This is a genomic window from Aureimonas frigidaquae, from assembly GCF_001463905.1.
In the GTDB taxonomy this organism is placed as follows: Bacteria; Pseudomonadota; Alphaproteobacteria; order Rhizobiales; family Rhizobiaceae; genus Aureimonas; species Aureimonas frigidaquae.
This window is the reverse complement of record NZ_BBWR01000009.1, coordinates 17,446-39,073: the sequence shown is the minus strand read 5'-3', so window position 1 is coordinate 39,073 and position 21,628 is coordinate 17,446. Positions and strand designations below refer to the sequence as shown.

Sequence of the window (21,628 nt, the reverse complement as noted above, 5' to 3'; positions counted from 1 at the left end):
ACGGGCGTCATCTCCTGACGAACCCGCGGCTGTTGCCGACGCTCTCTTAAAGAATGCATTGAGGGAACCGGAGTTCTGTTCGAACTCCGGTTCTTTTTTACGATCCACTTGTCTACAACCTGAGATGGAAAGTAGGACTAAGCGTCTTAGATCGGCGGTGTGGGTCTTGTCGTGATGCGGTGTGCGGGAGTGGTCGAGGCGGCGTCCTGTTTACGGCGGCATGCCATCACGGGTTCAGACACTTCCGCATGAGCGCCTCCCCTGCCCCCGGCCGATTGTTCATCCTGCCTTCGACCAGAATGCGCGCCCTGCGCAGGATCGCGACCGGCGGGCTCCGTGTCTTGCCCGACGGCGACGACATGACGGCGCCGTTCCATCTGATCGACAATGCCGATGGCGAGATCACCCAGGGCGACCGGCTGCTGCTATGGCGTGACGGGCGCATCGAATGCTTTGACGCGACCGGCATCGTAAGCTGCGCGCCGAACGCTCATACCCCCGATTTTCCGGACGCGTTGGACAGTACTCTGCGCCGGGCGGCGGGGAATGTCTCGTCCCTCAGGCGCCTCCTTCCGATCGGCGGCGGCATGGTCAGCCACCAGACGCTCCGCTTCGTGGATGATGATCGCAAGACCCATGCCCGCCTGTCTGCGTGGTGCCTGACGGCGGATGGCGGCGGCAGGGCGCTCGTCGTACAGCTTCGTCCGCTGCGGGGCTATGACAGGACGGCCCGGCGGATCGAAGAAGGGATCGTGGCGCTGGGAGCCGCGCCGCTCGATGCCGGCGCGCTCGTCGCAAGGCTGTTTCCCAAGGCTCCGATCCTGCCGGCCGATACACCGGTAGAGTTCGCGGCGGACGAACCTGCGCTGTCGGTGGCGCGCCGGCTCATCGCGGCGCAGATCGCCACCCTGCGCCAGAACGAGGCCGGCATCATCGCCGACGTCGATACGGAGTTTCTGCACGACTACCGCGTTGCGCTGCGCCGCATGCGCTCCATTGCCGGGTTGTTCTCCGGTGTCATCGCACCGCAAAGGGCGGCGGCCCTCAAGCTTCGCTTTGCAGCACTGATGCGGCCGACCGGTCCGCTCCGGGATCTGGATGTGCGCCTGATCGATGCGGCCCGCTTTCGGGCCATGGTGCCGCCTGCCCTCCATCGTGGCCTCGATGCCATGGAGGAGTTGATCGCCGCCCGGCGCGCAGATGCCCAGGCCGAACTGGCCGAGCATTTGCGCACAGCCACCTATCGTCGCGAAATGCGCGTCCTGGAACGGCTCTTCGCCCCGCAAGACGGGTTGCGGCCGGGCCCGAACGGGGGCGACCCCATCGGCCTGCTTGCCACCAGGCTGATCGACAAGCGGCGAAAGCGGTTTGCCCGCCTTGCCCGCGCCATCGAGCCGCAGACGCCCGATGTGGCGGTGCATGCCCTGCGGATCGAAGGCAAGAAGCTGCGCTACCTTCTGGAATTCTTCGCACCGCTCTGTGACCGGCAGGAGCTTGCGGGTCTTCTGCGACCGCTCAAGCAGTTGCAGGATATTCTGGGCCGCTTCAACGACGCATCCGTCCAGGCCGAGGACCTGTCCGCCTTCACGCAAGCCATCGATCCTGCGCGCATGGAGGGTGCGGTGGAGATGGCCGCCGCCGCCGGCGCGCTGCATGCCGCGCTTGCCATCCGGCAAGCAACCGAGCGCAGGGCATTGACCGATGCCCTGGCGGCATTCGACCATGCGGACGTCGCCCGACGCATCCGCCGCCTCTTTCCGGAAGGTTCGCCACACCCATGACGATCATCGCCTGCTATTCCAACAAGGGCGGCGTCGGCAAGACGGCCGTATCGGTCAACCTGGCCTATGCCGTTGCCGCGGCGGGCCAGCGTGTCCTCCTGTGCGATCTCGACCCGCAGGGGGCCTCCAGCTTTTATTTTCGCATCAAGCCGTCCGGAAAGCTCACGGAAGAAAGCTTCTTCAAGAAGGAAGAGAAGTTCGCGAAAGCCATCCGGGAAAGCGACTATCCCGGGCTCGACGTCCTGCCGTCCAATACGAGCTTCAAGGATTTCGATACGTTTCTGGCGGGTGTCGGCAACAGCCGCTCGCGGCTGAAGAAGACACTGAAGGCGGCCGGCAGCGATTATGACGTCATCCTGCTCGACTGCCCGCCCAACATCTCGCTCCTGTCACAAAACGTCTTTGCCGCATCGGATGCGGTTCTGGTGCCGATCATCCCGACGACGCTGTCCGAGCGCACCTTCGAGCAGCTGGTCGACCTGTTCAAGGACAGCGATCTGCCGCTCAAGACGCTGCACGGCTTCTTCTCCATGGCACAGAGCGTCAAGAGCCTGCACAACGAGACGATGGAGGCGCTGCGCCGCAGCTATCCCGAGCGCATCCTGGAGACGGTGATCCCCTTCGCCTCGGATGTCGAGCGGATGGGCGTCCATCGGGCCCCGGTTCTGGCGACTGCGCCGAACAGCGCCTCGGCGCGCGCCTATCGCGCGCTGCATGCCGAATTGATGCAGCGCATCGATGCCGGGGGGTAATGCCCGTCAGGCGGCCTTCTCGGCCGCCGCATCGCCCCGCGCCGGGCGCATGCCCAATATATGGCAGATCGAATAGCAGAGATCGGCCCGGTTCATCGTATAGAAGTGGAAGTCCGACAAGCCGCGGCGGGTCAGGTCGAGCACCTGCTCGGCGCAGACGGCCGCCGCCACATGGGAGCGCGTCTGCGGATCGTTCTCCAGCCCGTCGAAGCGCTCGGCCAGCCAGGCCGGAATGGATGCGCCGACCGCCGAACAGAAGCGCTGGATCTTCGTGAAATCGTGGATCGGGACGATGCCGGGCACCACCGGAATATAGATGCCCGCCCGGCGCACCCGCTCCACGTAGCGTTCATAGATATCGTTGTCGAAGAAGAACTGGGTGATGGCCCGTGTGGCCCCGTTGTCCACCTTGCGCTTGAGCATGTCGATATCGGTCGCAAAATCCGGGCTTTCCGGGTGCTTCTCCGGATAGGCGGACACGGAAACCTCGACATCGGGATCGATGGCCTTCAACCCGGCGGTCAGCTCGGCGCCGTTGCGGTAACCATCCTCCCGGGCGACGAACTTATCCCCGACCCCGCCCTGGCTATCGCCGCGTAGCGCCACGAAATGCCGCACGCCGGTCTGGCGGTACTGGCGGATCACCGCGTCGACATCCTCGCGCGAGGCATCGACGCAGGTCAGGTGTGCGGCGGGCGCCAGGGCCGTCTCCGTCAGGATCCGGCGCACCGTGTGGTGCGTGCGCTCACGCGTCGATCCGCCGGCCCCGTAGGTCACCGATACGAAATCCGGCCGCAGCGGCGCGAGCCGCTGGATCGACGACCAGAGCGTCTCTTCCATGGCCGGGGTCTTGGGCGGGAAGAACTCGAAGGAAACCCGCAAGGGCGAGGAATGATGAACGGTCTCGGACATGATCTTCCCTATCATGCAAACTGGACGGTGCGTCCGGGCGTGTCCTGAACGGGAACACCCGGCTTGCGCGCGGCTGTAACGAGAACGGTGAGCTGGTCGTCCCGGGCCGGGCGCAAGGCCCGCACCGTTTCGAAGGCCAGCCCCGCCGCGGTGAAGTAGCGCGTCAGGCTTTCCGCCGAGAAGCCGAGGCGCACATGCGCGTGGTCGGTGCGCAGAAACTCACGATCATGCGCATCGAAATCGACGACGATGATCCGGCCACCGGGCGCCAGCGCGGCGGCGGCTTCTGCAATCGCTGCGGCGGGGTCGTCCAGGAAGTGCAGAATATGGTGCAGGCAGATCAGGTCGCAGCTCGCGCGGTCGACCGGCAGGCGGTAGGCATCGCCCAGGCGAACGGAGACATGCGTCAGCTCGGCGCAATCCAGCTTGGCCCGCGCGATGGCCAGCATTTCCCGCGATGCATCGACCCCGAGCGCCCAATCAGCGCGCGGGCCGAGGAGCTCGAGCATGCGCCCAGTGCCCGTGCCGACATCCAGGAACCGGCGCGGCCGGCCCTCACCCACGATCTCGCTGAGCACGGCCTCCACATCGGCATCGGGCACATGCAGCGAACGGATCTCGTCCCACCGGGCGGCATTGCGGGAAAAATAGGCGGCGGCGCGCTCGGCGCGCCCGGCCCGCACCACATCCAGCTTTTCGAGATCCTCGCGCGGCGCGCCGGTGGCAACGTCCAGCATCGGCAACAGCGTGCGCAGAAAGGCGGATGCGGAAGCGTTCAGCCGGAAATAGGCCCAGGTTCCCTCCTGCACGCGGGACACGACGCCGGCCTCTGCCATCAGCTTCAGGTGGCGCGAGATGCGCGGCTGGGACTGGCCGAGTATGGTGACGAAGTCGCTGACGGTCAGATCGCCGTGCAGAAGCAGAAGCCCGAGCCGCAGCCGCGTCGGCTCGGCCAGCGCCTTCAGAAATTCCACCGTATCGTCGAACGAGCGCGACAGTGCCCTACCCACCCCGTGAACTTATATAAGGATTTCCTTATATGCGTTCCGGGTTCGGTGCAAGCCATGCCATGCGTCTTGCATCACCGGCGCGTTCGCCGATCATGCCCTGGAAGGGATCCGTGATTCTGCAGCGTTGCGGGCACGGCAAGGGCAGAGAGGCGGTGCCATGGCGACGGAGCGGCAACGGGTGATCGACCGGGCTTTGCGCACCACCCTGCCCCGGATACCCTATCTCGACGCCGCCGCCATCCGTGCGGATGCGCGGGCACGGCACCTGCGCTCCGTTCCGGCCGAACAGGCATTCTGGCTGGCCGCCATCGCGCATATCCGCCACCAGCATACCGAATACGACGCCCTGCGTGACGATGGCTATGACAGGGACTCGGCCTTCTTCTTCATCCTGGACGATATCAACGCCGTGCTGGACAGATGGGGCGCCACGCGGCGCCTGACCTCCGCAGCGGAGGCCGAGCCGCCGGAGGCGGAAACGGACGCCTGACGGGACAGGCTACTCGGCCGTCGGCCGATTGGCGCCGGCGCGCAGATGGTCGGGCTTGAATGTGACGACCCGGTAGACATAGAGGATCACGATGCCGATGACGATGATGTTGGACACCGGGCCAACATACTGATCCACCATCTCGTAATTCTGGCCGAGCAGGTAGCCGGCCATGGCCAGGAAGGTGGTCCAGAGCAGGCTGCCAATGGTCGAAAACAGAAGGAAGAGCGGCATCGGCATGGCAGCCAGTCCCGCCGGAATCGAAATGAGCGTGCGCACCGTCGGGACGAGCCGGCCGAACAGCACCGCAAGCGTCCCGTAGCGGCGGAACCAGCGATCGGCCGCCATCACGTCCGAAGGCGACAGGGTCATCCACCGCCCGAAGCGCTCCGCCAGGCGGATGATGCGCTGCTCGCCGACGACGCGGCCAAGATAGTACCAGGGCAGGATTCCGAGCACCGTGCCGATCGTACCGGCCAGGATGACCGTGGCGATCGACATCTGGCCGATCGCCGCCTGGTAGCCGGCGAGCGGCATGATGATCTCGGAGGGGATGGGGGGGAAGATGTTCTCCAGGAACATCAGCAGGCCGATGCCGAAGGCACCGAAATTTTCCATCAAACCCCTGACGAACTCGTCCACGCGCGGCTCCCGATCCTACCCGCCTGACGATCCATCCGCCGCGGTGCGGCGCACCATGGACGAAGCGTGCGGCAATGCCAAGCCGCTTTGCGAAAGGTCGCGCGCCCGGATGATCACCACCAGGTCATCGCCCTGCAAGGGCGGCGAAGTCGGACGACCGACCCGCCTTTGGGCCTGACCCCCAGGGGGCCACCGGATGCCCCCCGGCGCTCAGGCCGTTGCGTAGCCCTCGGCCTTCAAAATGTCGATCAGCGCCTTTTCGAAGTTGCGCGTATGGATGACCGGGTTCCAGGCGTCGCGCGCCAGCAGCCGTTGGCGCAGCTCGCGCCGCAGCGTCACCAGTGCCGCCCGGTCGCGCGCCTTCTCCTGCGCCAGGGCGACATAGGCGTCGTCGTCGGGTGCGATCCAGTCCGCAAGGCCGGCTGCCGTCAGGAAGCTCGTCCCCATGCGCGATACGAACTGCTGCCCCTCCAGCGTGATGACCGGAACGCCCATCCAGAGCGCCTGGAGGGATGTCGTGCCGCCATTATACGGATGCGCGTCCAGGACGATGTCGATATCGCGGTAGGCGCGCATCATTTGGGGAAGTGCCAGCGGCGGCTGCAACGAGACGCGCTCCGTGTCGAAGCCGAGGTCCTGGAGGCGCGCGCGGAAGAAGCCCGTCGCCTGCGGGTCCGAGAAACTCGCCGTACGCAGCGACAGGCGCGAGCCTTCAACGCTGTCGAGGACGCGCTTGTACAGGCCGAGCGTCCGGGTGCTGTATTTCGCGATGTTGTTGACGCTGCCGAATGTCAGCGGGCGTTCGGCCATCTCCTGCGTGATGGGCGGCAGCGGATAGTCTTCCTCCGGCGCAAAGCAGAAGACCGTGCCGGGCAGGCGCGCCACCCGCTCGCTATAGTAGCGCTCGGCGCCATCCGGTGTGACGACCGCGTCACTGATCAGCCAGTCCATGTTCGGAATGCCCGTCGTTCCGGGATAGCCGAGATAGTTGACCTGGACGGGCGCGGCACGACGGCCCAGCATCATGCCGCGCGAATGGGCGGTGTGGCCGAGAAGATCGACGAGTATGTCGATCTTGTCCTGCTCGATCCGGGCAGCCAGTTGCGCATCGGTCCAGGTCTCGACCTCGACCCAATGTTCCGAACGCTGGCGCGCCAGTTGCGTCTGGTCGTCGTTCAGGCCACCCGCGGCATAGACGAAACATTCGAAGCGGGATCGGTCCAGTTCCCGAAGGATGGGCTGCATGAAGATGTTGACCGGGTGCTGATAGTGCATATCCGCCGAGATGAAGCCAAGGCGGATACGCCGGCCGGCCAGGGGTTCCCGCCGGAAGGACGCCCGCTCCCGCGCTTTGACGCCGAGCGGCTCGAAAAGCCATGTGTGCAGATCCAGGATCTGGGCGGCGGAGTAGCTGTCGCTGTAGAGGGAGGTCATGGCCACGCGCGAGCAGGCCCGCCCGCCATCGTGGTTCGCCTTGGCCTCGTCGATCAGAAGGCGCAATCCTTCTTCGGCATCGCCCCCGCGGATACGGGCATTGGCACGAATGCCGGGAACCTCAGGATGCGAGCCGAGCGCCTCGACCTGCTGCAGCAGCCGCTCCGCTTCCGCCACGTCCCAGCAATGCGAGCAATGGCGCGCCAGCGCCATCAGGGAGGATACGCTCGTCGGGTGCAAGGCCACGCAGCGGCGCAGCACCTCGCCCGCCTCTTCCCAGAGATTGTTCATGTAGCTGACCTCGGCCAGCCGCAGAAGCGTCCCCTCCCGGGTGGAGACGGAGGCCGCGCCGAAGGCCTTGTGAGCGCGTGCATGCTCGCCCATCAGCATCAACGCGTAGCCGCGCTCCACCTGCCAGTCGCACAGCTCTTCCAGCGTAGCGGCGCTCTCGGCCGCCACGCGGATGCCGGCCTCCAGCGATGCGAGCGCGCGGTCCGGCAGCTTCTGCTCCAGCCGGTAGCGCGCCATCATGCGATGCACCGTGGCGACCGTCTGGGCCGACGTGCGGGCAGCCGCGGCCACGGCCTTGTCCACGGCGTCGTCCGCGTCCTGGAAGCGCCCGAACTCCTCCAGGATCCGGGCCAGCGCGACGAAGGTTTCGTGGCGTTCCGGCGCAAGGCCTGCGGCGCGTCGGTAGGCCTGATCGGCATCCTCGAACAGGCCGAGCCTGCGGCATGCATGGCCGCTTTCCAGCCAAGCGGTGTAGCTGGCGGGATTGATCATCAGCACCCGCGCAAACCCATCGCGCGCGGCCTGCCATTGGCCGCGATTGGCGTGGCAGCGGGCGGCCTGGATCGCAGCGGGCTCCATCGTTTCGTCGAGCGCCAGGGCAGCTTCGAAGCCCGACAAGGCGGCCTCCCAGCGACCATCCCGGAAGTCTGCATTCGCGCTATTGAAATGTGCCGCGGCGGCTTGGCGGATGTCACCGCCCTGTTGCGGCGAATCCTGCACGGTGTGCTGCATGTGGCCCGCGGCCTCCGATGATCCCGAAAGCCTGATTATGACGCCGCCAACCCCGCACGTCTTGGCATGCGAGGTTGCATTCTAAAGATCATATCAACTGTAAGTTTTAGCCGTTCGACGTGTCGGCGGGACCGGATGCGGCCCGGTCGAGGACCGTTTGCAAGGCCTCGACGAGCTGTTTCTGCGTGTAGGGTTTCTGCAGCACCTCGTGAGCCTTCCAGCCGTCCACAAGTCCGTCACGCCCGTAGCCGGTGGCGAAGAGGAGGGGCACGCCCCGATCGTGCAGCGATTGCGCCAAGGGAAAGACCTTCTCTCCGTTGACGTTCACATCCAGAATGGCGAGGTCGAGCGTGTCGACGCGGTCCAGAAGCGCCGCCGCGCGGTCGAGCCGCATGGCCATGCCGACGACCTGGCAGCCGATATCGGCCAGCATGTCTTCAAGCTGCATGGCGACGAGCGCCTCGTCCTCGACCATGAATATGCGCAGGCCCTCGAGCCCGCGGGTTGAATGTCCGTCCTGTTCCTGCCGCACGTCCAGCCGTTCCACGCCTGCCACTCTCCACATCACTCGGGCAAATGCCGCGTCACAGCGAAAAGACAACCATCATGATAGCGTCATCCGTCATATGCTGCGGCAACCATGGCGAAGAGTGCCGTTTCGAACGAGCGGGTCTGGCGGACAGGATCCCAGCCAGGCCGCTCCAGAAGCGCCGCGCGTAGCCGCGACTTGCGCGCGACAAGCGCATGGCGGTCCGCCACCAGGGCCGCCGCAGCGCGGACATAGCCCGCCTCGTCGGCGGCGATGCAGTCGTCGAGCCCGGCCGCCGTCAGCAAGCTGGCTCCCATGCGGGCCGCAAACCCCTCCCCGGCCAGCGTAACAACGGGAACGCCCATCCACAGCGCTTCATGCGTGGTCGTGCCGCCATTATAGGGAACGCTGTCCAGCATCACGTCGATCTGGCGGAGCGATGCCATCATCTCCGGCAGGGCCACAGGCGGCTCGAAGACGAGCCGGGCCGGCTCGACGCCGCGCGCAGCGAGCGCGTCGCGGAACCAGGCCACCGCGGCCGGGTCGGCAAAACTCGGCGCGCGCAGCACCATGCGGGCCTGGCGGACCTGTCGCAGCACCTCGGCGTAGAGCGTCAGCGTCCGATCATTGAGCTTCGGAGCGTTGTTGATCGATCCGAAGGTCACAGGCCGGGCGGATGCCTCCGCCGCGAAATCCGGCAGGGGGAACTCGTCTTCCGGCGCGTAGCAGAAGACGATGTCGGGCAGGCGCCAGAGCCGCTCGGAATAGAAGGCCTCGCTGCCCGGCGGCGCCACGACGGGATCGGCGATCAGCCAGTCCATGTTGGCGATGCCGGTCGTGCCCGGGTAACCGATGTAATGGGCCTGGACGGGGGCGGCGCGCCGGGCGAAGACACCCGGCCGTCCGCCCCCCGTATGGCCGCAGAGGTCCACGAGGATGTCCAGCCCGTCCTGCGCGATGCGCCGGGCCAGGGCGTCGTCGTCCAGAAGGCTCACCTCCGCCCAATGCTCCACCCGGCCGCGGGCAAGATCCGTCTGGGGATCGTGGGCGCTGCGATTGTTGTAGAAGAAGAGTTCGATCCGCGCCGTGTCCAGGTTGCGCAAGATGGGCTGCAGGAAGATGTTCACGGGATGGTAGCGCACCATGTCGGCACCGAGCATGCCAACGCGCAAGCGCCGCCCGGTCCGGGCCGAAATAGCCTTCCGCGCTTCTGGCGGGCCCCCGGCGATGGCGCTCGCGAAGAGGCGCCGATGGAAGGCCAGCACGTCCCTTGCCCGCAAACGCGGATCGTATAGGCTTGTCATGGCCAGGGCGGACGCCTGATCGGCACGCTCCGCATGCAGGGCCTGATAGGCATCCATGGCGGCATCCGCCCGGCCCGCACGCCAGAACATCTCCGCCCGCAAAATGCCGATCCGGCGAACGAGATCCCGCTCCCCGCCCGCACGCAGCACCGCTTCAGCCCTGTCCAGATACACCGAGGCCTCGCTGACCTTCCAGCGCATGGACAGGATCCGTCCCAGATTGAACAGCGCGTGGCCGCTCCCCGGCGCAAGTTCCAATGCCTTCCGGAAGACGGCCTCCGCCTCGTCCAGGAGCCCATGATCCGCGCTGACACGACCGAGTTCCGCCAATACATCCTGTCGTGTGGCGTTGGAGGCAAGGGAGAGTTCGGGCCAGGCCTCGTCCTGCCGGTTCAGGATCAACAGGGCTTCACCGCGGAAGATGCGCCAATAGGCAACCTCGTCCGCAGGCGCCTTACGGGCGAAGGCCGCCCGGAGGGCGCGGTCGGCAAGGGAAAGGGCTTCCTGGCCCTCCTTGCGGGCGATCAACTCGCCCAGGAGGTGCCGTATCCGGGGTGTGTCGTCGATGGATAGTGCCTGGACGGGAACGGACGGCGCGTGGCTCAGATAGAACGGACCTTTATCCTGCATATGTATTGCGCATCAGTTGCGCTGATTTCCAGCGTTCCGTCAAGCTCCCCTTCGACGATCCGCCGCAGCATGCGCATCCCGAAGCCGTCCTCTATCTGACCCTGTCCGCCAATGCCCCCGGTCTCGCGCCAGATCAGCTCGAGGCCTCCATCGGTCGGCCGCCGCCACTCCACCACGAGTTGCCCGTCCGACCGGGACAGGGCTCCGTATTTCCCGGCATTGGACGACAATTCGTGCAGCACCAGCGCCATGGCTATGGCTGGTTTTGAGTCCAGAAGCACGTGGGGCCCCTGACAGACGATCCGCCCGGGGCTGTCGTGCATCGCCAGTTCCTGTTCCAGGATGACCGACAGATCGACCGCCTCCCAGTGCCGCGCGCTCAAGGCATTATGGGCCAGCGACAGGGCGCGGATCCTGTTTTCGAAGGTTTCGCGCGCCAGGTGAAGCGGTTTGCCGCCGAACAGGCTTTGCCGCGCGATGGATTGCACGGCCGACAGGGTGTTCTTCACACGGTGGTTGAGTTCGTCCAGCAGCAGCCGCTGACGTTCGCCCGCCCGCACGGCCTCCGTCCGGTCGGCCGCCTGCACGAAGATGCCCTGCGTGCGCCCGGCCGTATCGCGAATCGGCTGCAACGAGACATCGACATAGGAGGACCGCCCGTTCGGCAGGACCAGGGCTTGCGCTTCGAAGGCGACGGCCTCGCCGCTTTGCCAGACCTCATCCATCGCCGCGAAAAGCCCGCTCTGCTCGGCTTGTGGCAGGATCTGACGGGCCGGCAGGCCGACGAGCTCGCGCCCGTCCATGAACCGCTGCAGCGTATCGTTGGCGAAGGTCACGATATGGGACGCGCCTTGCAACACCGCCACCATGGAGGGCGATTGCTGGAACAGGCGGCGAAAATCGGTCGAGCCGGAGAGCGAAGCGCTGTAGGCCGTCTCCGCCTCCCGCGCGCGTTCGACAAGCGCGACCTCCGCCGCAGAGCCTTGGAAGGGAAGCGCCGCCACCTCGCGCAGGCGGACGAGCTCCGTGATGTCCACCGTATTCTGCAGCACGAAGGCGACCTGTCCGTCCTCGTCCAGGAGCGGCGAATGGACCGCGCTCCAGTACCGATCCTCGAAGCCACCCTGCGTGCCGGCTGCGGGAATGCGGTAATGAATATAGGCCAGCGTGTCCGGCCGCCCGGTCGCGATCACCCGGGCGATGGATTCGCGCAGGCGGCGGCCTTCCGCCCCCTCGTTGGGGAAGAGGTCGAACAGGTTGCGCCCGACGAGATCGGTCTCTGCCCGTCCGACCGCCGCGACATAGGCCGGATTGGCGGCCACATAGTTCAGCTTCAGGTCGAGCACCATGTGGGGGCTCGGCAGGGCCGTCAGGAGCTGCGTGAAGCTAAATCGATTCATGGCCTGAGCACACTCTCTGCCGACACTGCCGCCCCCCGCATCTAGTGCAGGCGCATCAGGCTGCGAGCCCGACGGTTGCGAAGGGAGCGCCGGCCCTGTCGGCCCTCCCCACTCGCGCGCACCGGTCAGCGCGTCAGCCGCTTGTAGGTCGGCCGCTTCGGGTTGACGGATTCCGGTCCGAGGCGCCGGATCTTGTCCTTCTCGTAATCCTCGAAGTTGCCTTCGAACCATTCGACATGGCTGTCGCCCTCGAAGGCGAGGATGTGCGTGGCGAGCCGGTCCAGGAACATGCGGTCGTGGCTGATCACCACCGCGCAGCCGGCATATTCCTCCAGCGCGTCTTCCAGCGCGGCGAGCGTTTCCGTATCCAGATCGTTGGTCGGCTCGTCGAGCAGGATGACGTTGGCGCCCGACTTGAGCATCTTGGCAAGGTGGACGCGGTTGCGCTGCCCGCCCGACAGGGTGCCGACCTTCTGCTGCTGGTCCGGGCCCTTGAAGTTGAAATTGCCGACATAGGCACGCGAGTTCATCTCGTACTTGCCGAGCTTCATGATATCGACGGCGCCGGTGATCTCTTCCCAGACGTTCTTGGACGCGTCGAGCGCGTCGCGGCTCTGGTCGACATAGCCGATATCCACCGTGTCACCGATGGAGATGCTGCCCGAATCCGGCCGCTCCTTGCCGGTCAGCATCTTGAACAGCGTGGTCTTGCCAGCGCCGTTCGGGCCGATGATGCCGACGATGCCGCCGGGGGGCAGCTTGAAGGTCAGGTTCTCAATCAGCACCCGGTCGCCGTAGCTCTTGGTCAGGTTCTCGACCTCGATCACCTTGTTGCCGAGCCGCTCGCCGGTCGGGATGACGATCCGGCCATCGGCGGGCTTGCGGTTTTCCGCCAGCTCGACGAGTTCGTGATAGGCGCGGATGCGGGCCTTGGACTTGGCCTGCCGGGCTTTCGCGCCCTGCTGCATCCATTCGCGCTCGCGCTGCAGGGCCCGGGCACGGCTGTCGGTCTCCCGACCGTCCTGCTCCATGCGCTTGGCCTTCTTCTCCAGATAGGTGGAGTAGTTGCCCTCATAGGGGATGCCGCGGCCACGATCGAGCTCCAGGATCCAGCCCGTCACATTGTCCAGGAAGTAGCGATCGTGGGTGATCATCAGGACGGCGCCTTCGTATTCGCGAAGGTGCTTTTCGAGCCAGGCGATCGTTTCGGCGTCCAGATGGTTGGTCGGCTCGTCCAGAAGCAGGATATCGGGCTTGGCGAGCAGCAGCTTGCACAGCGCGACGCGCCGCTTTTCGCCGCCCGACAGGGGCGCCACCGCGGCATCGCCCGGCGGGCAGCGCAGGGCGTCCATCGCCATCTCAACCTGGTTCTCCAGATCCCAGAGGTTCTGGCTGTCGATGACGTCCTGGAGCTTGGCGCCCTCTTCGGCCGTCTCGTCCGAATAGTTCATCATCAGTTCGTTGTAACGGTCGAGAATCGCCTTCTTGTCGGCGACGCCTTCCATCACGTTCTCGAAGACGGTCTTCGTCTCGTCGAGCTTGGGTTCCTGCGCCAGGTAGCCGACCGTCGCACCTTCGGCAGCCCAGGCCTCTCCGGTGAACTCGTTGTCGACACCCGACATGATCTTGAGCAGCGTGGACTTACCCGCGCCGTTGGGTCCGAGGATCCCGATCTTGGCGTTCGGGTAGAAGGAGAGATTGATGTTCTCCAGGACCTTCTTGTTCCCGTAGGCCTTCGTAAGGTCCGACATGTGATAGATGTACTGGCGAGCCATGGGCCGTCCCAAAATCCTCAAAACGCGTGCGGTTGAATTGCGCCCTATATGGAGGAGCCGCAGCCGGATTGCAAAACATCCTCCACGATGGCTAGAAGCGATCCGGCAGACGAGCATTGGAAACCGATCGGACAGGACGCATGATACGCCACATCGTTTTCTTCAGCGCGCGGGACAAGGCCGACCTGCCGGCCATCGTGAAGGGCCTCGGGCAGCTCGGCAAGATCGAGCATGCCCGCCATTTCGAGGTTGCGCTGAACGGCAAGGTCGACCCCATGGGCAACGATGTCGACGTGATCGTCTATGCCGAGTTCGACGATGCCGATGCCCTCGCCGCCTACAAGGCCGATCCCATCTACGCCGAATCGACCCGCACCGTCCGCCCCTTGCGTGAGCTGCGCCTGTCGGCCGATTACGAGGTGCCCAATCCCGGCCGCCAGGCCTAGGGCCTTCAGCCCGGCAAATCGACCTCTCCGGTCCGGCAGCCGCGCGGCTGGCGTTCCCCTTCCGCCACGAGCGCTGCCAAGGAGCGGTCCTCGACCTGGCCGCCAAGCGCAATGCGCAGCTCGCGGATCAGCCGCCGGCCAGAGACCTCCACGCAGTCCACCAGCACCCTGTCGCCCGCACCCGGCCCGAAGGCCGCATCGAATGTGCGGCGGATCGCAGCGCCGCTGAGCTCCTGCCCTGCATGGTCCGCGAACAGCGCCCGGACCGGCGAATCGTTCAGAAGGTCCACCAGTCGGACCGCGGCCGCAAAATACGCATCCGCATCCAGGCCCGAGCAGGTCCCGTGCTTGAGCCACTGGTGGCGATCGAGCGCCGACTGCGTGCCCGGCATCACCCGGGCAAGCGCATTCTCCACACGCCCGGACAAGGTGACGGGCGGCAATCTGCGCCAGCCGCCGGCCGCGTCCGCCGCCCGCGCGCCGCCCGCCACGCCGCAATAGGCGGCACGGTCGGGCGTCTGCGGCCAGAGGCCGTGCAGGGTGAAGGCCAGGGGCGTATCGCCCCGGGCGCATTCCCGCGCCTGGGGCACGTCTTCACAGAAGGCCGAGGGCCAGCTCGCAGCCAGGATCCAGTCCGTGGCCACCTGTGCCGATTGGGATGGTTCGTCGATGCGCCCGCAGCCATAGGCGACCCATCGGCGTTCCGGTTCTGCGCCCGGAACGCGGATCAGATAATGGCTACCCGGCACTGCGTTGCGGCCGAGCAGCGTGTAGCTGCGCCCCGATTGCGTGCGGATGTTGCCGGGATTGTCGTCCGGATTGCGCAAGGACGGCGTGGCGACGCAGGTCGCTTCCGCGTGGAAGATCCCGGTCATGGGCTCCTGCGCACCGGCCGCAGCGGGTGCCAGCAGACAGGCGGCGAGGATGAGGGTGATGTATCGCATGGCTTGACCATAGGGCAGACCTCCGCCCAGTTGAAGCGGGGCCGGAACTGGCCGGGATGGAACGGGACGGGACGAATGGCAATGTTCATGCAGGTGGAACATCTTGCAACTGCCGATGGCGCGCGTCTGGCCTTGCGCCACGAGCCTGCGCGCATACCGGCGCGCGGCATCGTCTTCATCCTGCATGGGCTGGCCGAGCATTCGGCGCGCTACGACAGGTTCGCCCAGTGGCTGGCGCATGAGGGCTTCCACGCGGTGGCGCACGATCATCGCGGCCACGGGCTGACCCGCGTGCCGGGCCTTGCGCCCCGCCGTTTCGCCCATGCCGGCGGTGACCGGCTGTGCGCTTCGGATGCACGGGCGGTGCGGTTGCATATGCGCGAGCGGGTCGAGCGGGCGGATGGACGGCGCCTGCCCGTCATCGTGTTCGGCCATTCGATGGGCGGCCTGATCGCAGCCGACATCGCCGCCCAGGACGGGGCCGAACTGGCGGGCGTTGCCCTTTGGAACTGCGATCCCGCCGCTGGCTGGAAGAACCGGCTCGCCCGGCTTATCCTTCGGGCCGAGCGCGGGTTGAAGGGTTCGGATGTTGCGAGCCTGGCCTTCCGCCGCGCGACATTCGATCTGTGGCGGGCCAGCGTGCCGGGCCGCCAAACGGATTATGACTGGCTCAGCCATGACGCTGCACAGGTGGCGGCCTATGCCGGGGATCCGCTCTGCGGTTGGACGCCGACAAACTCCATGGCCATGGACATCGTGGCGCTTGTCGAGCGCGCCGGCCATGGCACGGCGCTGGCGGCCTGGCCGGCCGATCTGCCGGTGCACCTGTTGGGAGGCGGTGCCGACCCCGTCACGCAGGGCGGCCGCGCGATCGATGTACTCGGGAACCGCCTGCGCGCCGCCGGACTGACGCGGGTCGACAGCCTCGTCATTCCCACCGCTCGCCATGAAACGCTGAACGAGATACCGGCCATACGCGATCCCGCCCTCGCCGCGCTGGACGCATGGCTGAGCAGGGTCGCTCCGCCTCAGAGATTGGCGGCGTAAGACAGCTTGTCGCCCAGATTGCACGCGGCGGTACGGTACTCGAGCGGCGTGCCCTCATAGGAATAGATGGTGCGCGCCAGCAAGAGGATCGGCGTGCCGGCGGTGACCTTCAAACGGCTTGCATCTTCAGCCGAGGCTTTGCCGGACGACACCAACTCCTGCTTGCGCGTGGCAAGGCCGGTGGAAGACCACCCGGCTTCTGCAAGGGCCATCAGCTTGTCGGCCGACGAGGACTTCTTCCCCCCGTCGAAGCGCATGTAAACCGTTTCCGACAGGACAGGCCGCTCCTCGTAACGCCGCAGGCGGCGGAACTTCAGAACCTGGGCGTCTTCGCCCACGGCGAGCGCCTGGGCCACCTCTGCCGTGGCGGAGACGACTTCGGCATCCGACACCTCGGTCGAAAAGAGCACGCGCTCGCCACTGGCATCCACGATGTTGCAGAAGCGCGATTGCATATTGTCGGAGCTGAGATCGGCGACGATGGTCCCCCGGCCCTGCTGACGCTCCAGGACCGCATAGTCGGCAAGGACGTCGAAAGCTTTGCGCACTGTTCCGATGCTGATACCGAGGGACCGGGCGATCTCCGATTCGTTCTCGATGATCTGTCCCGGTACCCACTGGCGCGACACGATCCGGGCGATAAACTCGTCAGCGACCTGCTGATACAGCGGCTTGACGTTGAACTGCTTCAGGGCCGGCATGGTTCAAAACCTCGGGCTTCTCTGGTGAAATTTAACCCTAGGTAAGCATATAGATGTTAGAAAATCAACGTCTAATTGTATGGCTAGATTGGCATCGCGTTGAAACTTGTTGCGTTTTGAGAAACGTTTTACGTAAGCTGCCGGTGGCGCGCGCAAACCGTTGTCGGGGCTGAATTCAGGGATTCAAAGCGCGCTGGGAGACCCCGTCACACGGAGCCATTGGCGGGCGCGTTCCTCGGGCGTCGGCGCCAGCAACACGTCGGTCACCACGGCGGCGCAATCGGCCCCTGCCGCAAAAACATCCGGGGCACGCTCGACGGTCAGTCCGCCTATCGCCACCAGAGGGAGTGTTCCGATCCGCCGCCGCCATGTCGCGAGCCGTGCCGGGGTCTGCGGCGCCCAGGGCATCGCCTTCAGGATGGTCGGCCAGATTGGCCCCAGGGCGACATAGTCCGGCTGCGCGGACAAGGCCGTTTCGAGCTCCGCCTCGTCATGGGTCGAAATACCGAGGCGCAATCCGCTCCGGCGTATTGCGGCCAGGTCCGCCTCGGCCAGATCCTCCTGGCCGAGGTGCAGGACATCGCAGCCTTCCTCGATGGCCATCTGCCAATGATCGTTGATCACGAGCGTGGCACCATGGCGCCGGCACAGGTCCACAGCACGGCGGATTTCATCCCGCAGCGCCGCCGCCTCCAGATCCTTGATGCGAAGCTGGAAGAGGCGAACGCCCACCGGCGCCATGCGGGCGATCCAGTCGGTGCTGTCGACGATGAGGTAGAAGCGGTCGAGACGCAGTGTCATGCAAAGCCCCTTCCAAGGACGGGCGTGGACGGGACGGCGAGTTCCTGCGGCTCCATGGCGCCGGCCTCGAAGGCCCTGCGCCCGGCGGCGACAGCTTCGGCGAAGGCCCGCGCCATCAAAACCGGGTCTCCGGCAAGGGCGATGGCGGTGTTCAGAAGCACACCGTCATAGCCGAGCTCCATGGCAGCCGCAGCGTGTGAGGGCACCCCCAACCCGGCATCCACGATCAGGCAGTGGTCCGGAAAGCGGGCCCGCAGCGCCTTTAGCCCGTAGCGGTTGTTGAGGCCGAGGCCGGAGCCGATCGGGGCGCCCCATGGCATCAGGACGTTGCATCCCGCCTCTGCGAGGCGCTCGCAGACGCTTAAATCCTCCGTCGTGTAAGGCAGGACCTCGAAGCCCTCGTTGCACAGGATCCGGGCCGCTTCGACGAGCGCGAAGACATCGGGCTGCAGCGTATCGGAATCTGCGATCACCTCCAGCTTGATCAGGGGCGTTCCGAAGACCTCGCGCGCCATATGCGCGGTGGTCACCGCTTCCGCGACGCTGTGGCAACCGGCCGTATTGGGCAGGACAGGAAAGCCCGCCTCCCGCACCAGCGCCCAGAAGGCCGAGCCGGCCTTGTCACCCGCTGCTTCCCGGCGCAGGCTCACCGTCACCAGCGCCGGCTGGGCGGCCGCCAGCGCCGCCTGCATGATGGCGGGCGACGGGTAGCGCGCCGTGCCGATCATCATTCGCGAATCGAATGTCCGTCCGTAGATGTTCATGGGGCATCACCCTCCCTGCATGGGGGCCAGAATCTCGACACTATCCCCCGGCTGGAGGCGGCTTGCGGCCCGCGCGGCGCGAGCGACGAAATCGCCGTTGAGCGCGGTGGCGACGAGCTCCGCGTCGTGGCCCAACTCGCTGACGAGCGCGTCGAGCGCCTGTGCCGCCGTCTCGTAGGCCTGTCCGTTCACATTGAGTTTCATGCCGCATTCCTTGCCTGAAGAAGCGCCTCCACCGCCTGCCGCGCAATGTCCGGCGCGAGCAGGAAGCCGTGGCGATAGGCGCCCGCCAGGGCACCGCCCCGGGCCGACGCCACATAGCGGGGGAGATTGTCCGGCAGCGCCGGCCTGAGGCCCGATCGCATCTCGACGATCTGCGCATCGGCGAAGGCGGGGTGAAGCGCATAGGCGACGTTCATCAGCTCCACCGCCGAGCGCAGCGTCACCCCGCGGGCATCCGCGCTTTCGATCATGCTGGCGCCGATCATGAACCGTCCCGCGCCATGCGGCACGACATAGACGGGCCAGCGCGGATGCAGGATCCGCACCGGGCGCGTCAGGGCAATCTCGTCGGATTGCACGATCAGCATTTCGCCGCGCACGGCGCGCAGGCCGGGTACGTCCGCCCGCGCCCCCCGGCAGTCGAGGACCCATGCGCCGCCAAAATCCGCCGGTTCGGCCGGCTGGCCGAAGGCGATCGGCACGCCGCGGGCCGACAGGCTTTCGGCGAGCCTCGCCATGGCAAGGCGGGGGCGCATATGCGCCTCCTGTGCAAAGAAGAGCCCCTGCCGGAAGCGACCGGCAAGTCCCGGCTCCAGGGCATCGATCGCCGCGCCATCCAGCCATTCATGGGTCTCTGCCCGGGCCGCGAACTGGCGAAGCTGCGCGCCGTCACGCCCCGCCTGCACCACCAGCGTGCCGTGCCGCTCCACGCAGCCTGCCGCATGGTCCCACCAGTCGATCCCCGACAGGCCCGGCGCCACGATGGACCGGTCCGTCGTGGCCACCTCGCAGAAGGGGGCCAGCATCCCGCCGGCCAGCCAGGACGCTGCCCCTTCGCCGAGGCTCGCGCCCCGCTCGCAGAGCCGGGGGACGATGCCCGCCTCGACCAGCCGTGTTGCCACGACCAGTCCGAAGACCCCGCCCCCCAGAATGACGACATCCATTACCGCGCCGTCCCCTCGGCCAGAAGCTCGCTTTGCGGCACGTACAAATCACCCCCGTCGCGGTACCGCTCCGCCATCTGCTCCATTCCGGCTGCGCGCGCTTCCGCCCGTATGTCGTGGCTGATCCGCATGGAGCAGAATTTCGGGCCGCACATGGAACAGAAATGCGCAAGCTTGTGCGCTTCCTTGGGCAGCGTCTCGTCATGGTAGGAGCGCGCCGTTTCCGGGTCGAGCGACAGGTTGAACTGGTCTTCCCAACGGAACTCGAAACGGGCGCGGGACAAGGCGTCGTCCCGCAGCCGCGCCGCGGGATGGCCCTTGGCAAGATCGGCCGCATGGGCGGCGATCTTGTAGGTGATGACGCCGACCTTCACGTCGTCGCGGTCCGGCAGGCCGAGATGTTCCTTCGGCGTGACGTAGCAGAGCATCGCCGTACCGAACCAGCCGATCATCGCCGCGCCAATCCCGGAGGTGATGTGGTCGTAGCCGGGGGCAATGTCGGTGACGAGCGGCCCGAGCGTATAGAAGGGCGCCTCCCCGCAAGTGGCCATCTGCTTGTCGACATTCTCCTTGATCTTGTGCATCGGCACATGGCCCGGGCCTTCGATCATCACCTGGCAATCGCGCGCCCAGGCAATGGCCGTCAGTTCGCCCAGCGTATCGAGCTCGGCGAACTGCGCGGCATCGTTGGCATCGGCGATGGAGCCCGGCCGCAGGCCGTCCCCGAGCGAGAAGGACACGTCATAGGTCCGGCAGATATCGCAGATTTCTTCGAAATGCTCATAGAGGAAGCTTTCGCGGTGGTGGTGCAGGCACCACTTGGCCATGATGGACCCCCCGCGTGAGACGATGCCCGTCACCCGGTCGACCGTCAGCGGGATATGCTGCAACCGCACGCCGGCATGGACGGTGAAGTAGTCCACGCCCTGCTCCGCCTGTTCGATGAGTGTGTCGCGGTAGACGTCCCAGGTCAGGTTCTCGGCGATGCCCTCCACCTTCTCCAGCGCCTGATAGAGCGGCACGGTGCCGATCGGCACGGGCGCGTTGCGGATGATCCAGTCCCGGATGTTGTGGATGTTGCGGCCCGTCGACAGGTCCATCACCGTGTCGGCGCCCCAGCGGATGGCCCACACCATCTTCTCGACCTCTTCGGCCATCGAGGACGTGACGGCCGAGTTGCCGATATTGGCATTGATCTTGACCAGGAAGTTACGCCCGATCGCCATCGGCTCCAGTTCCGGATGGTTGATGTTGGCCGGGATGATGGCCCGTCCGGATGCCACTTCCTCACGCACCCATTCCGGCGTGATGAGGTCTGGGATCGTGGCGCTGTACGGGTTGCCGTCCCGCAAGGCCCGGCCCATCGCCTCGCGCCCGAGATTCTCGCGGATCGCGACGAACTCCATCTCCGGTGTGACGATGCCCGCCCGGGCGAGCGCGATCTGCGTCACCGCCTGGCCGGCGCGCGCGCGGCGCGGGCGGTGGTGGACGGGGAAGACGGGCGTCGCCCTGGCTTCTGACACGAAGCCGTTATCCTCCGGCCGAATCGGGCGTCCCTCATAGGTTTCGACGCGGTCGCCCTCTTCCAGCCAGGCCAGGCGGTGGCGCGGCAGGCCGGCCGAAATGTCGGTCAGGACGGAAGGGTCGGTATAGGGGCCGGACGCGTCGTAGACGGTGACGGGCGGCTCGTTGGCCGTCGGATGGACCGCGATCTGCCGCAGGGGCACGCGGATCTGCGGGTGCAACTGCCCCGCACGATAGATCTTGGTGGATGCCGGCAGGGCGCCGTGTGTCACGCTGGGGGTGGGCAAATCCATATGAATCTCCGTTGTTCAAGGAGATCCAGCCGGTGGGCAGTGATCGGCAACGAGCCGGGCCTTGCGATCGATGCGCAGGGCCGTGGCGTGAAGATGCGCGCCTTCGGGCCCTGCGACATGACGATCGGAAGAATGGCTCACTCCATCCCTACGCCAGTGTCAACTGGATCAGGTTCGTAGGGTCGCCGCGCGCTGCATGCAGCCGGTCGGCCTCTCAGTTCCCTGCCGGAACTCCCCTTGGACGCGGGTCAGGCTAGACG

20 protein-coding genes and 1 riboswitch are annotated in these 21,628 nt (G+C 66.3%); of the genes, 5 read left to right on the top strand and 15 right to left on the bottom strand.

Annotated features, from left to right (window positions below; genetic code table 11):
- The first annotated feature begins 359 nt into the window (after window positions 1–359).
- Window positions 360–1,781: a CHAD domain-containing protein gene (locus tag AUL30_RS10165; protein WP_192843049.1), complete on the top strand. Its 1,422-nt coding sequence runs from the start codon at window positions 360–362 to the stop codon at window positions 1,779–1,781.
- Window positions 1,778–2,533, top strand: coding sequence for a ParA family protein (locus tag AUL30_RS10160; protein WP_062227779.1), 756 nt, complete (start codon window positions 1,778–1,780; stop codon window positions 2,531–2,533). Before AUL30_RS10165 ends, AUL30_RS10160 begins: the two co-directional genes overlap by 4 nt.
- 6 nt (window positions 2,534–2,539) lie before the next feature.
- On the opposite strand, the gene metF is transcribed toward AUL30_RS10160, so the two are convergent.
- Window positions 2,540–3,460, bottom strand: coding sequence for a methylenetetrahydrofolate reductase [NAD(P)H] (metF, locus tag AUL30_RS10155; protein WP_062227778.1), 921 nt, complete (start codon window positions 3,458–3,460; stop codon window positions 2,540–2,542).
- Complete coding sequence (locus tag AUL30_RS10150; protein WP_244490786.1) at window positions 3,457–4,455, bottom strand: ArsR/SmtB family transcription factor; 999 nt, start codon at window positions 4,453–4,455, stop codon at window positions 3,457–3,459. Before AUL30_RS10150 ends, metF begins: the two co-directional genes overlap by 4 nt.
- Window positions 4,456–4,612: 157 nt before the next feature.
- Here AUL30_RS10150 and AUL30_RS10145 point away from each other — a divergent pair, with 157 nt between their 5' ends.
- Complete coding sequence (locus AUL30_RS10145) at window positions 4,613–4,945, top strand: DUF2293 domain-containing protein (protein ID WP_062227777.1); 333 nt, start codon at window positions 4,613–4,615, stop codon at window positions 4,943–4,945.
- 9 nt (window positions 4,946–4,954) lie between these two features.
- Here the strand turns inward: AUL30_RS10145 and AUL30_RS10140 are convergent, their stop codons facing one another.
- The 6 genes from AUL30_RS10140 to ettA form a co-directional block, all read right to left on the bottom strand.
- Entirely contained in the window at window positions 4,955–5,587 is a 633-nt protein-coding gene (locus tag AUL30_RS10140; RefSeq protein ID WP_062227776.1) for a DedA family protein, read from the bottom strand.
- A gap of 210 nt (window positions 5,588–5,797) precedes the next feature.
- On the bottom strand, window positions 5,798–8,044 hold the full coding sequence (locus AUL30_RS10135) for an O-linked N-acetylglucosamine transferase, SPINDLY family protein (protein ID WP_062227775.1): 2,247 nt from the start codon (window positions 8,042–8,044) through the stop codon (window positions 5,798–5,800).
- A gap of 106 nt (window positions 8,045–8,150) precedes the next feature.
- A complete protein-coding gene (locus AUL30_RS10130; RefSeq protein WP_244490785.1) occupies window positions 8,151–8,600 on the bottom strand; it encodes a response regulator in 450 nt (149 codons plus the stop codon).
- 59 nt (window positions 8,601–8,659) lie between these two features.
- Complete coding sequence (locus AUL30_RS10125) at window positions 8,660–10,507, bottom strand: O-linked N-acetylglucosamine transferase, SPINDLY family protein (protein WP_083507838.1); 1,848 nt, start codon at window positions 10,505–10,507, stop codon at window positions 8,660–8,662.
- Window positions 10,480–11,907, bottom strand: a complete 1,428-nt coding sequence (locus AUL30_RS19730; protein WP_192843048.1) for a sensor histidine kinase — start codon at window positions 11,905–11,907, stop codon at window positions 10,480–10,482. Before AUL30_RS19730 ends, AUL30_RS10125 begins: the two co-directional genes overlap by 28 nt.
- Before the next feature lie 125 nt (window positions 11,908–12,032).
- Window positions 12,033–13,682 carry an energy-dependent translational throttle protein EttA gene (gene ettA / locus AUL30_RS10115; protein WP_062227772.1) on the bottom strand — a complete coding sequence of 550 codons (1,650 nt, stop codon included), beginning with the start codon at window positions 13,680–13,682 and terminating at the stop codon, window positions 12,033–12,035.
- 140 nt (window positions 13,683–13,822) lie between these two features.
- Between ettA and AUL30_RS10110 the strand changes: the two genes are divergently transcribed.
- Window positions 13,823–14,128 (top strand): Dabb family protein, encoded by a 306-nt coding sequence (locus tag AUL30_RS10110; RefSeq protein WP_062227771.1) that lies wholly within the window; start codon window positions 13,823–13,825, stop codon window positions 14,126–14,128.
- A gap of 5 nt (window positions 14,129–14,133) precedes the next feature.
- Here AUL30_RS10110 and AUL30_RS19935 read toward each other — a convergent pair whose 3' ends face one another.
- A complete protein-coding gene (locus AUL30_RS19935) occupies window positions 14,134–15,072 on the bottom strand; it encodes a ribonuclease T2 family protein (RefSeq protein ID WP_062227770.1) in 939 nt (312 codons plus the stop codon).
- Between the two features lie 75 nt (window positions 15,073–15,147).
- Here AUL30_RS19935 and AUL30_RS19930 point away from each other — a divergent pair, with 75 nt between their 5' ends.
- Window positions 15,148–16,119, top strand: coding sequence for an alpha/beta fold hydrolase (locus tag AUL30_RS19930; RefSeq protein WP_192843047.1), 972 nt, complete (start codon window positions 15,148–15,150; stop codon window positions 16,117–16,119).
- Here AUL30_RS19930 and AUL30_RS10095 read toward each other — a convergent pair.
- The 6 genes from AUL30_RS10095 to thiC all read right to left on the bottom strand — a co-directional run bounded on the left by AUL30_RS10095 (window position 16,101) and on the right by thiC (window position 21,368).
- On the bottom strand, window positions 16,101–16,820 hold the full coding sequence (locus AUL30_RS10095) for a GntR family transcriptional regulator (protein WP_062227768.1): 720 nt from the start codon (window positions 16,818–16,820) through the stop codon (window positions 16,101–16,103). The genes AUL30_RS19930 and AUL30_RS10095 overlap by 19 nt on opposite strands.
- Window positions 16,821–17,003: 183 nt before the next feature.
- A complete protein-coding gene (locus AUL30_RS10090) occupies window positions 17,004–17,615 on the bottom strand; it encodes a thiamine phosphate synthase (protein ID WP_062227878.1) in 612 nt (203 codons plus the stop codon).
- A gap of 2 nt (window positions 17,616–17,617) precedes the next feature.
- A complete protein-coding gene (locus AUL30_RS10085) occupies window positions 17,618–18,385 on the bottom strand; it encodes a thiazole synthase (protein ID WP_062227767.1) in 768 nt (255 codons plus the stop codon).
- Window positions 18,386–18,391: 6 nt separating this feature from the next.
- Complete coding sequence (thiS, locus tag AUL30_RS10080) at window positions 18,392–18,589, bottom strand: sulfur carrier protein ThiS (RefSeq protein WP_062227766.1); 198 nt, start codon at window positions 18,587–18,589, stop codon at window positions 18,392–18,394.
- Window positions 18,586–19,551 carry an FAD-dependent oxidoreductase gene (locus AUL30_RS10075; protein ID WP_062227765.1) on the bottom strand — a complete coding sequence of 322 codons (966 nt, stop codon included), beginning with the start codon at window positions 19,549–19,551 and terminating at the stop codon, window positions 18,586–18,588. The genes thiS and AUL30_RS10075 overlap by 4 nt, the downstream gene beginning before the upstream one ends.
- Window positions 19,551–21,368 carry a phosphomethylpyrimidine synthase ThiC gene (thiC, locus tag AUL30_RS10070; protein ID WP_062227764.1) on the bottom strand — a complete coding sequence of 606 codons (1,818 nt, stop codon included), beginning with the start codon at window positions 21,366–21,368 and terminating at the stop codon, window positions 19,551–19,553. The genes AUL30_RS10075 and thiC overlap by 1 nt, the downstream gene beginning before the upstream one ends.
- 128 nt (window positions 21,369–21,496) lie before the next feature.
- Window positions 21,497–21,616: riboswitch (TPP riboswitch) on the bottom strand.
- Window positions 21,617–21,628 lie beyond the last annotated feature (12 nt).

What these genes read in the sequence shown, in the direction of transcription:
- AUL30_RS10165 (WP_192843049.1), top strand. Translation starts at nt 360, where the DNA reads ATGACGGCGCCGTTCCATCTGATCGACAATGCCGATGGCGAGATCACC.
- AUL30_RS10160 (WP_062227779.1), top strand. Translation starts at nt 1,778, where the DNA reads ATGACGATCATCGCCTGCTATTCCAACAAGGGCGGCGTCGGCAAGACG.
- metF (WP_062227778.1), bottom strand. Translation starts at nt 3,460, where the DNA reads ATGATAGGGAAGATCATGTCCGAGACCGTTCATCATTCCTCGCCCTTG.
- AUL30_RS10145 (WP_062227777.1), top strand. Translation starts at nt 4,613, where the DNA reads ATGGCGACGGAGCGGCAACGGGTGATCGACCGGGCTTTGCGCACCACC.
- AUL30_RS10135 (WP_062227775.1), bottom strand. Translation starts at nt 8,044, where the DNA reads ATGCAGCACACCGTGCAGGATTCGCCGCAACAGGGCGGTGACATCCGC.
- AUL30_RS10125 (WP_083507838.1), bottom strand. Translation starts at nt 10,507, where the DNA reads ATGCAGGATAAAGGTCCGTTCTATCTGAGCCACGCGCCGTCCGTTCCC.
- AUL30_RS19730 (WP_192843048.1), bottom strand. Translation starts at nt 11,907, where the DNA reads ATGAATCGATTTAGCTTCACGCAGCTCCTGACGGCCCTGCCGAGCCCC.
- ettA (WP_062227772.1), bottom strand. Translation starts at nt 13,682, where the DNA reads ATGGCTCGCCAGTACATCTATCACATGTCGGACCTTACGAAGGCCTAC.
- AUL30_RS10110 (WP_062227771.1), top strand. Translation starts at nt 13,823, where the DNA reads ATGATACGCCACATCGTTTTCTTCAGCGCGCGGGACAAGGCCGACCTG.
- AUL30_RS19935 (WP_062227770.1), bottom strand. Translation starts at nt 15,072, where the DNA reads ATGCGATACATCACCCTCATCCTCGCCGCCTGTCTGCTGGCACCCGCT.
- AUL30_RS19930 (WP_192843047.1), top strand. Translation starts at nt 15,148, where the DNA reads ATGGCAATGTTCATGCAGGTGGAACATCTTGCAACTGCCGATGGCGCG.
- AUL30_RS10095 (WP_062227768.1), bottom strand. Translation starts at nt 16,820, where the DNA reads ATGCCGGCCCTGAAGCAGTTCAACGTCAAGCCGCTGTATCAGCAGGTC.
- AUL30_RS10085 (WP_062227767.1), bottom strand. Translation starts at nt 18,385, where the DNA reads ATGAACATCTACGGACGGACATTCGATTCGCGAATGATGATCGGCACG.
- thiS (WP_062227766.1), bottom strand. Translation starts at nt 18,589, where the DNA reads ATGAAACTCAATGTGAACGGACAGGCCTACGAGACGGCGGCACAGGCG.
- AUL30_RS10075 (WP_062227765.1), bottom strand. Translation starts at nt 19,551, where the DNA reads ATGGATGTCGTCATTCTGGGGGGCGGGGTCTTCGGACTGGTCGTGGCA.
- thiC (WP_062227764.1), bottom strand. Translation starts at nt 21,368, where the DNA reads ATGGATTTGCCCACCCCCAGCGTGACACACGGCGCCCTGCCGGCATCC.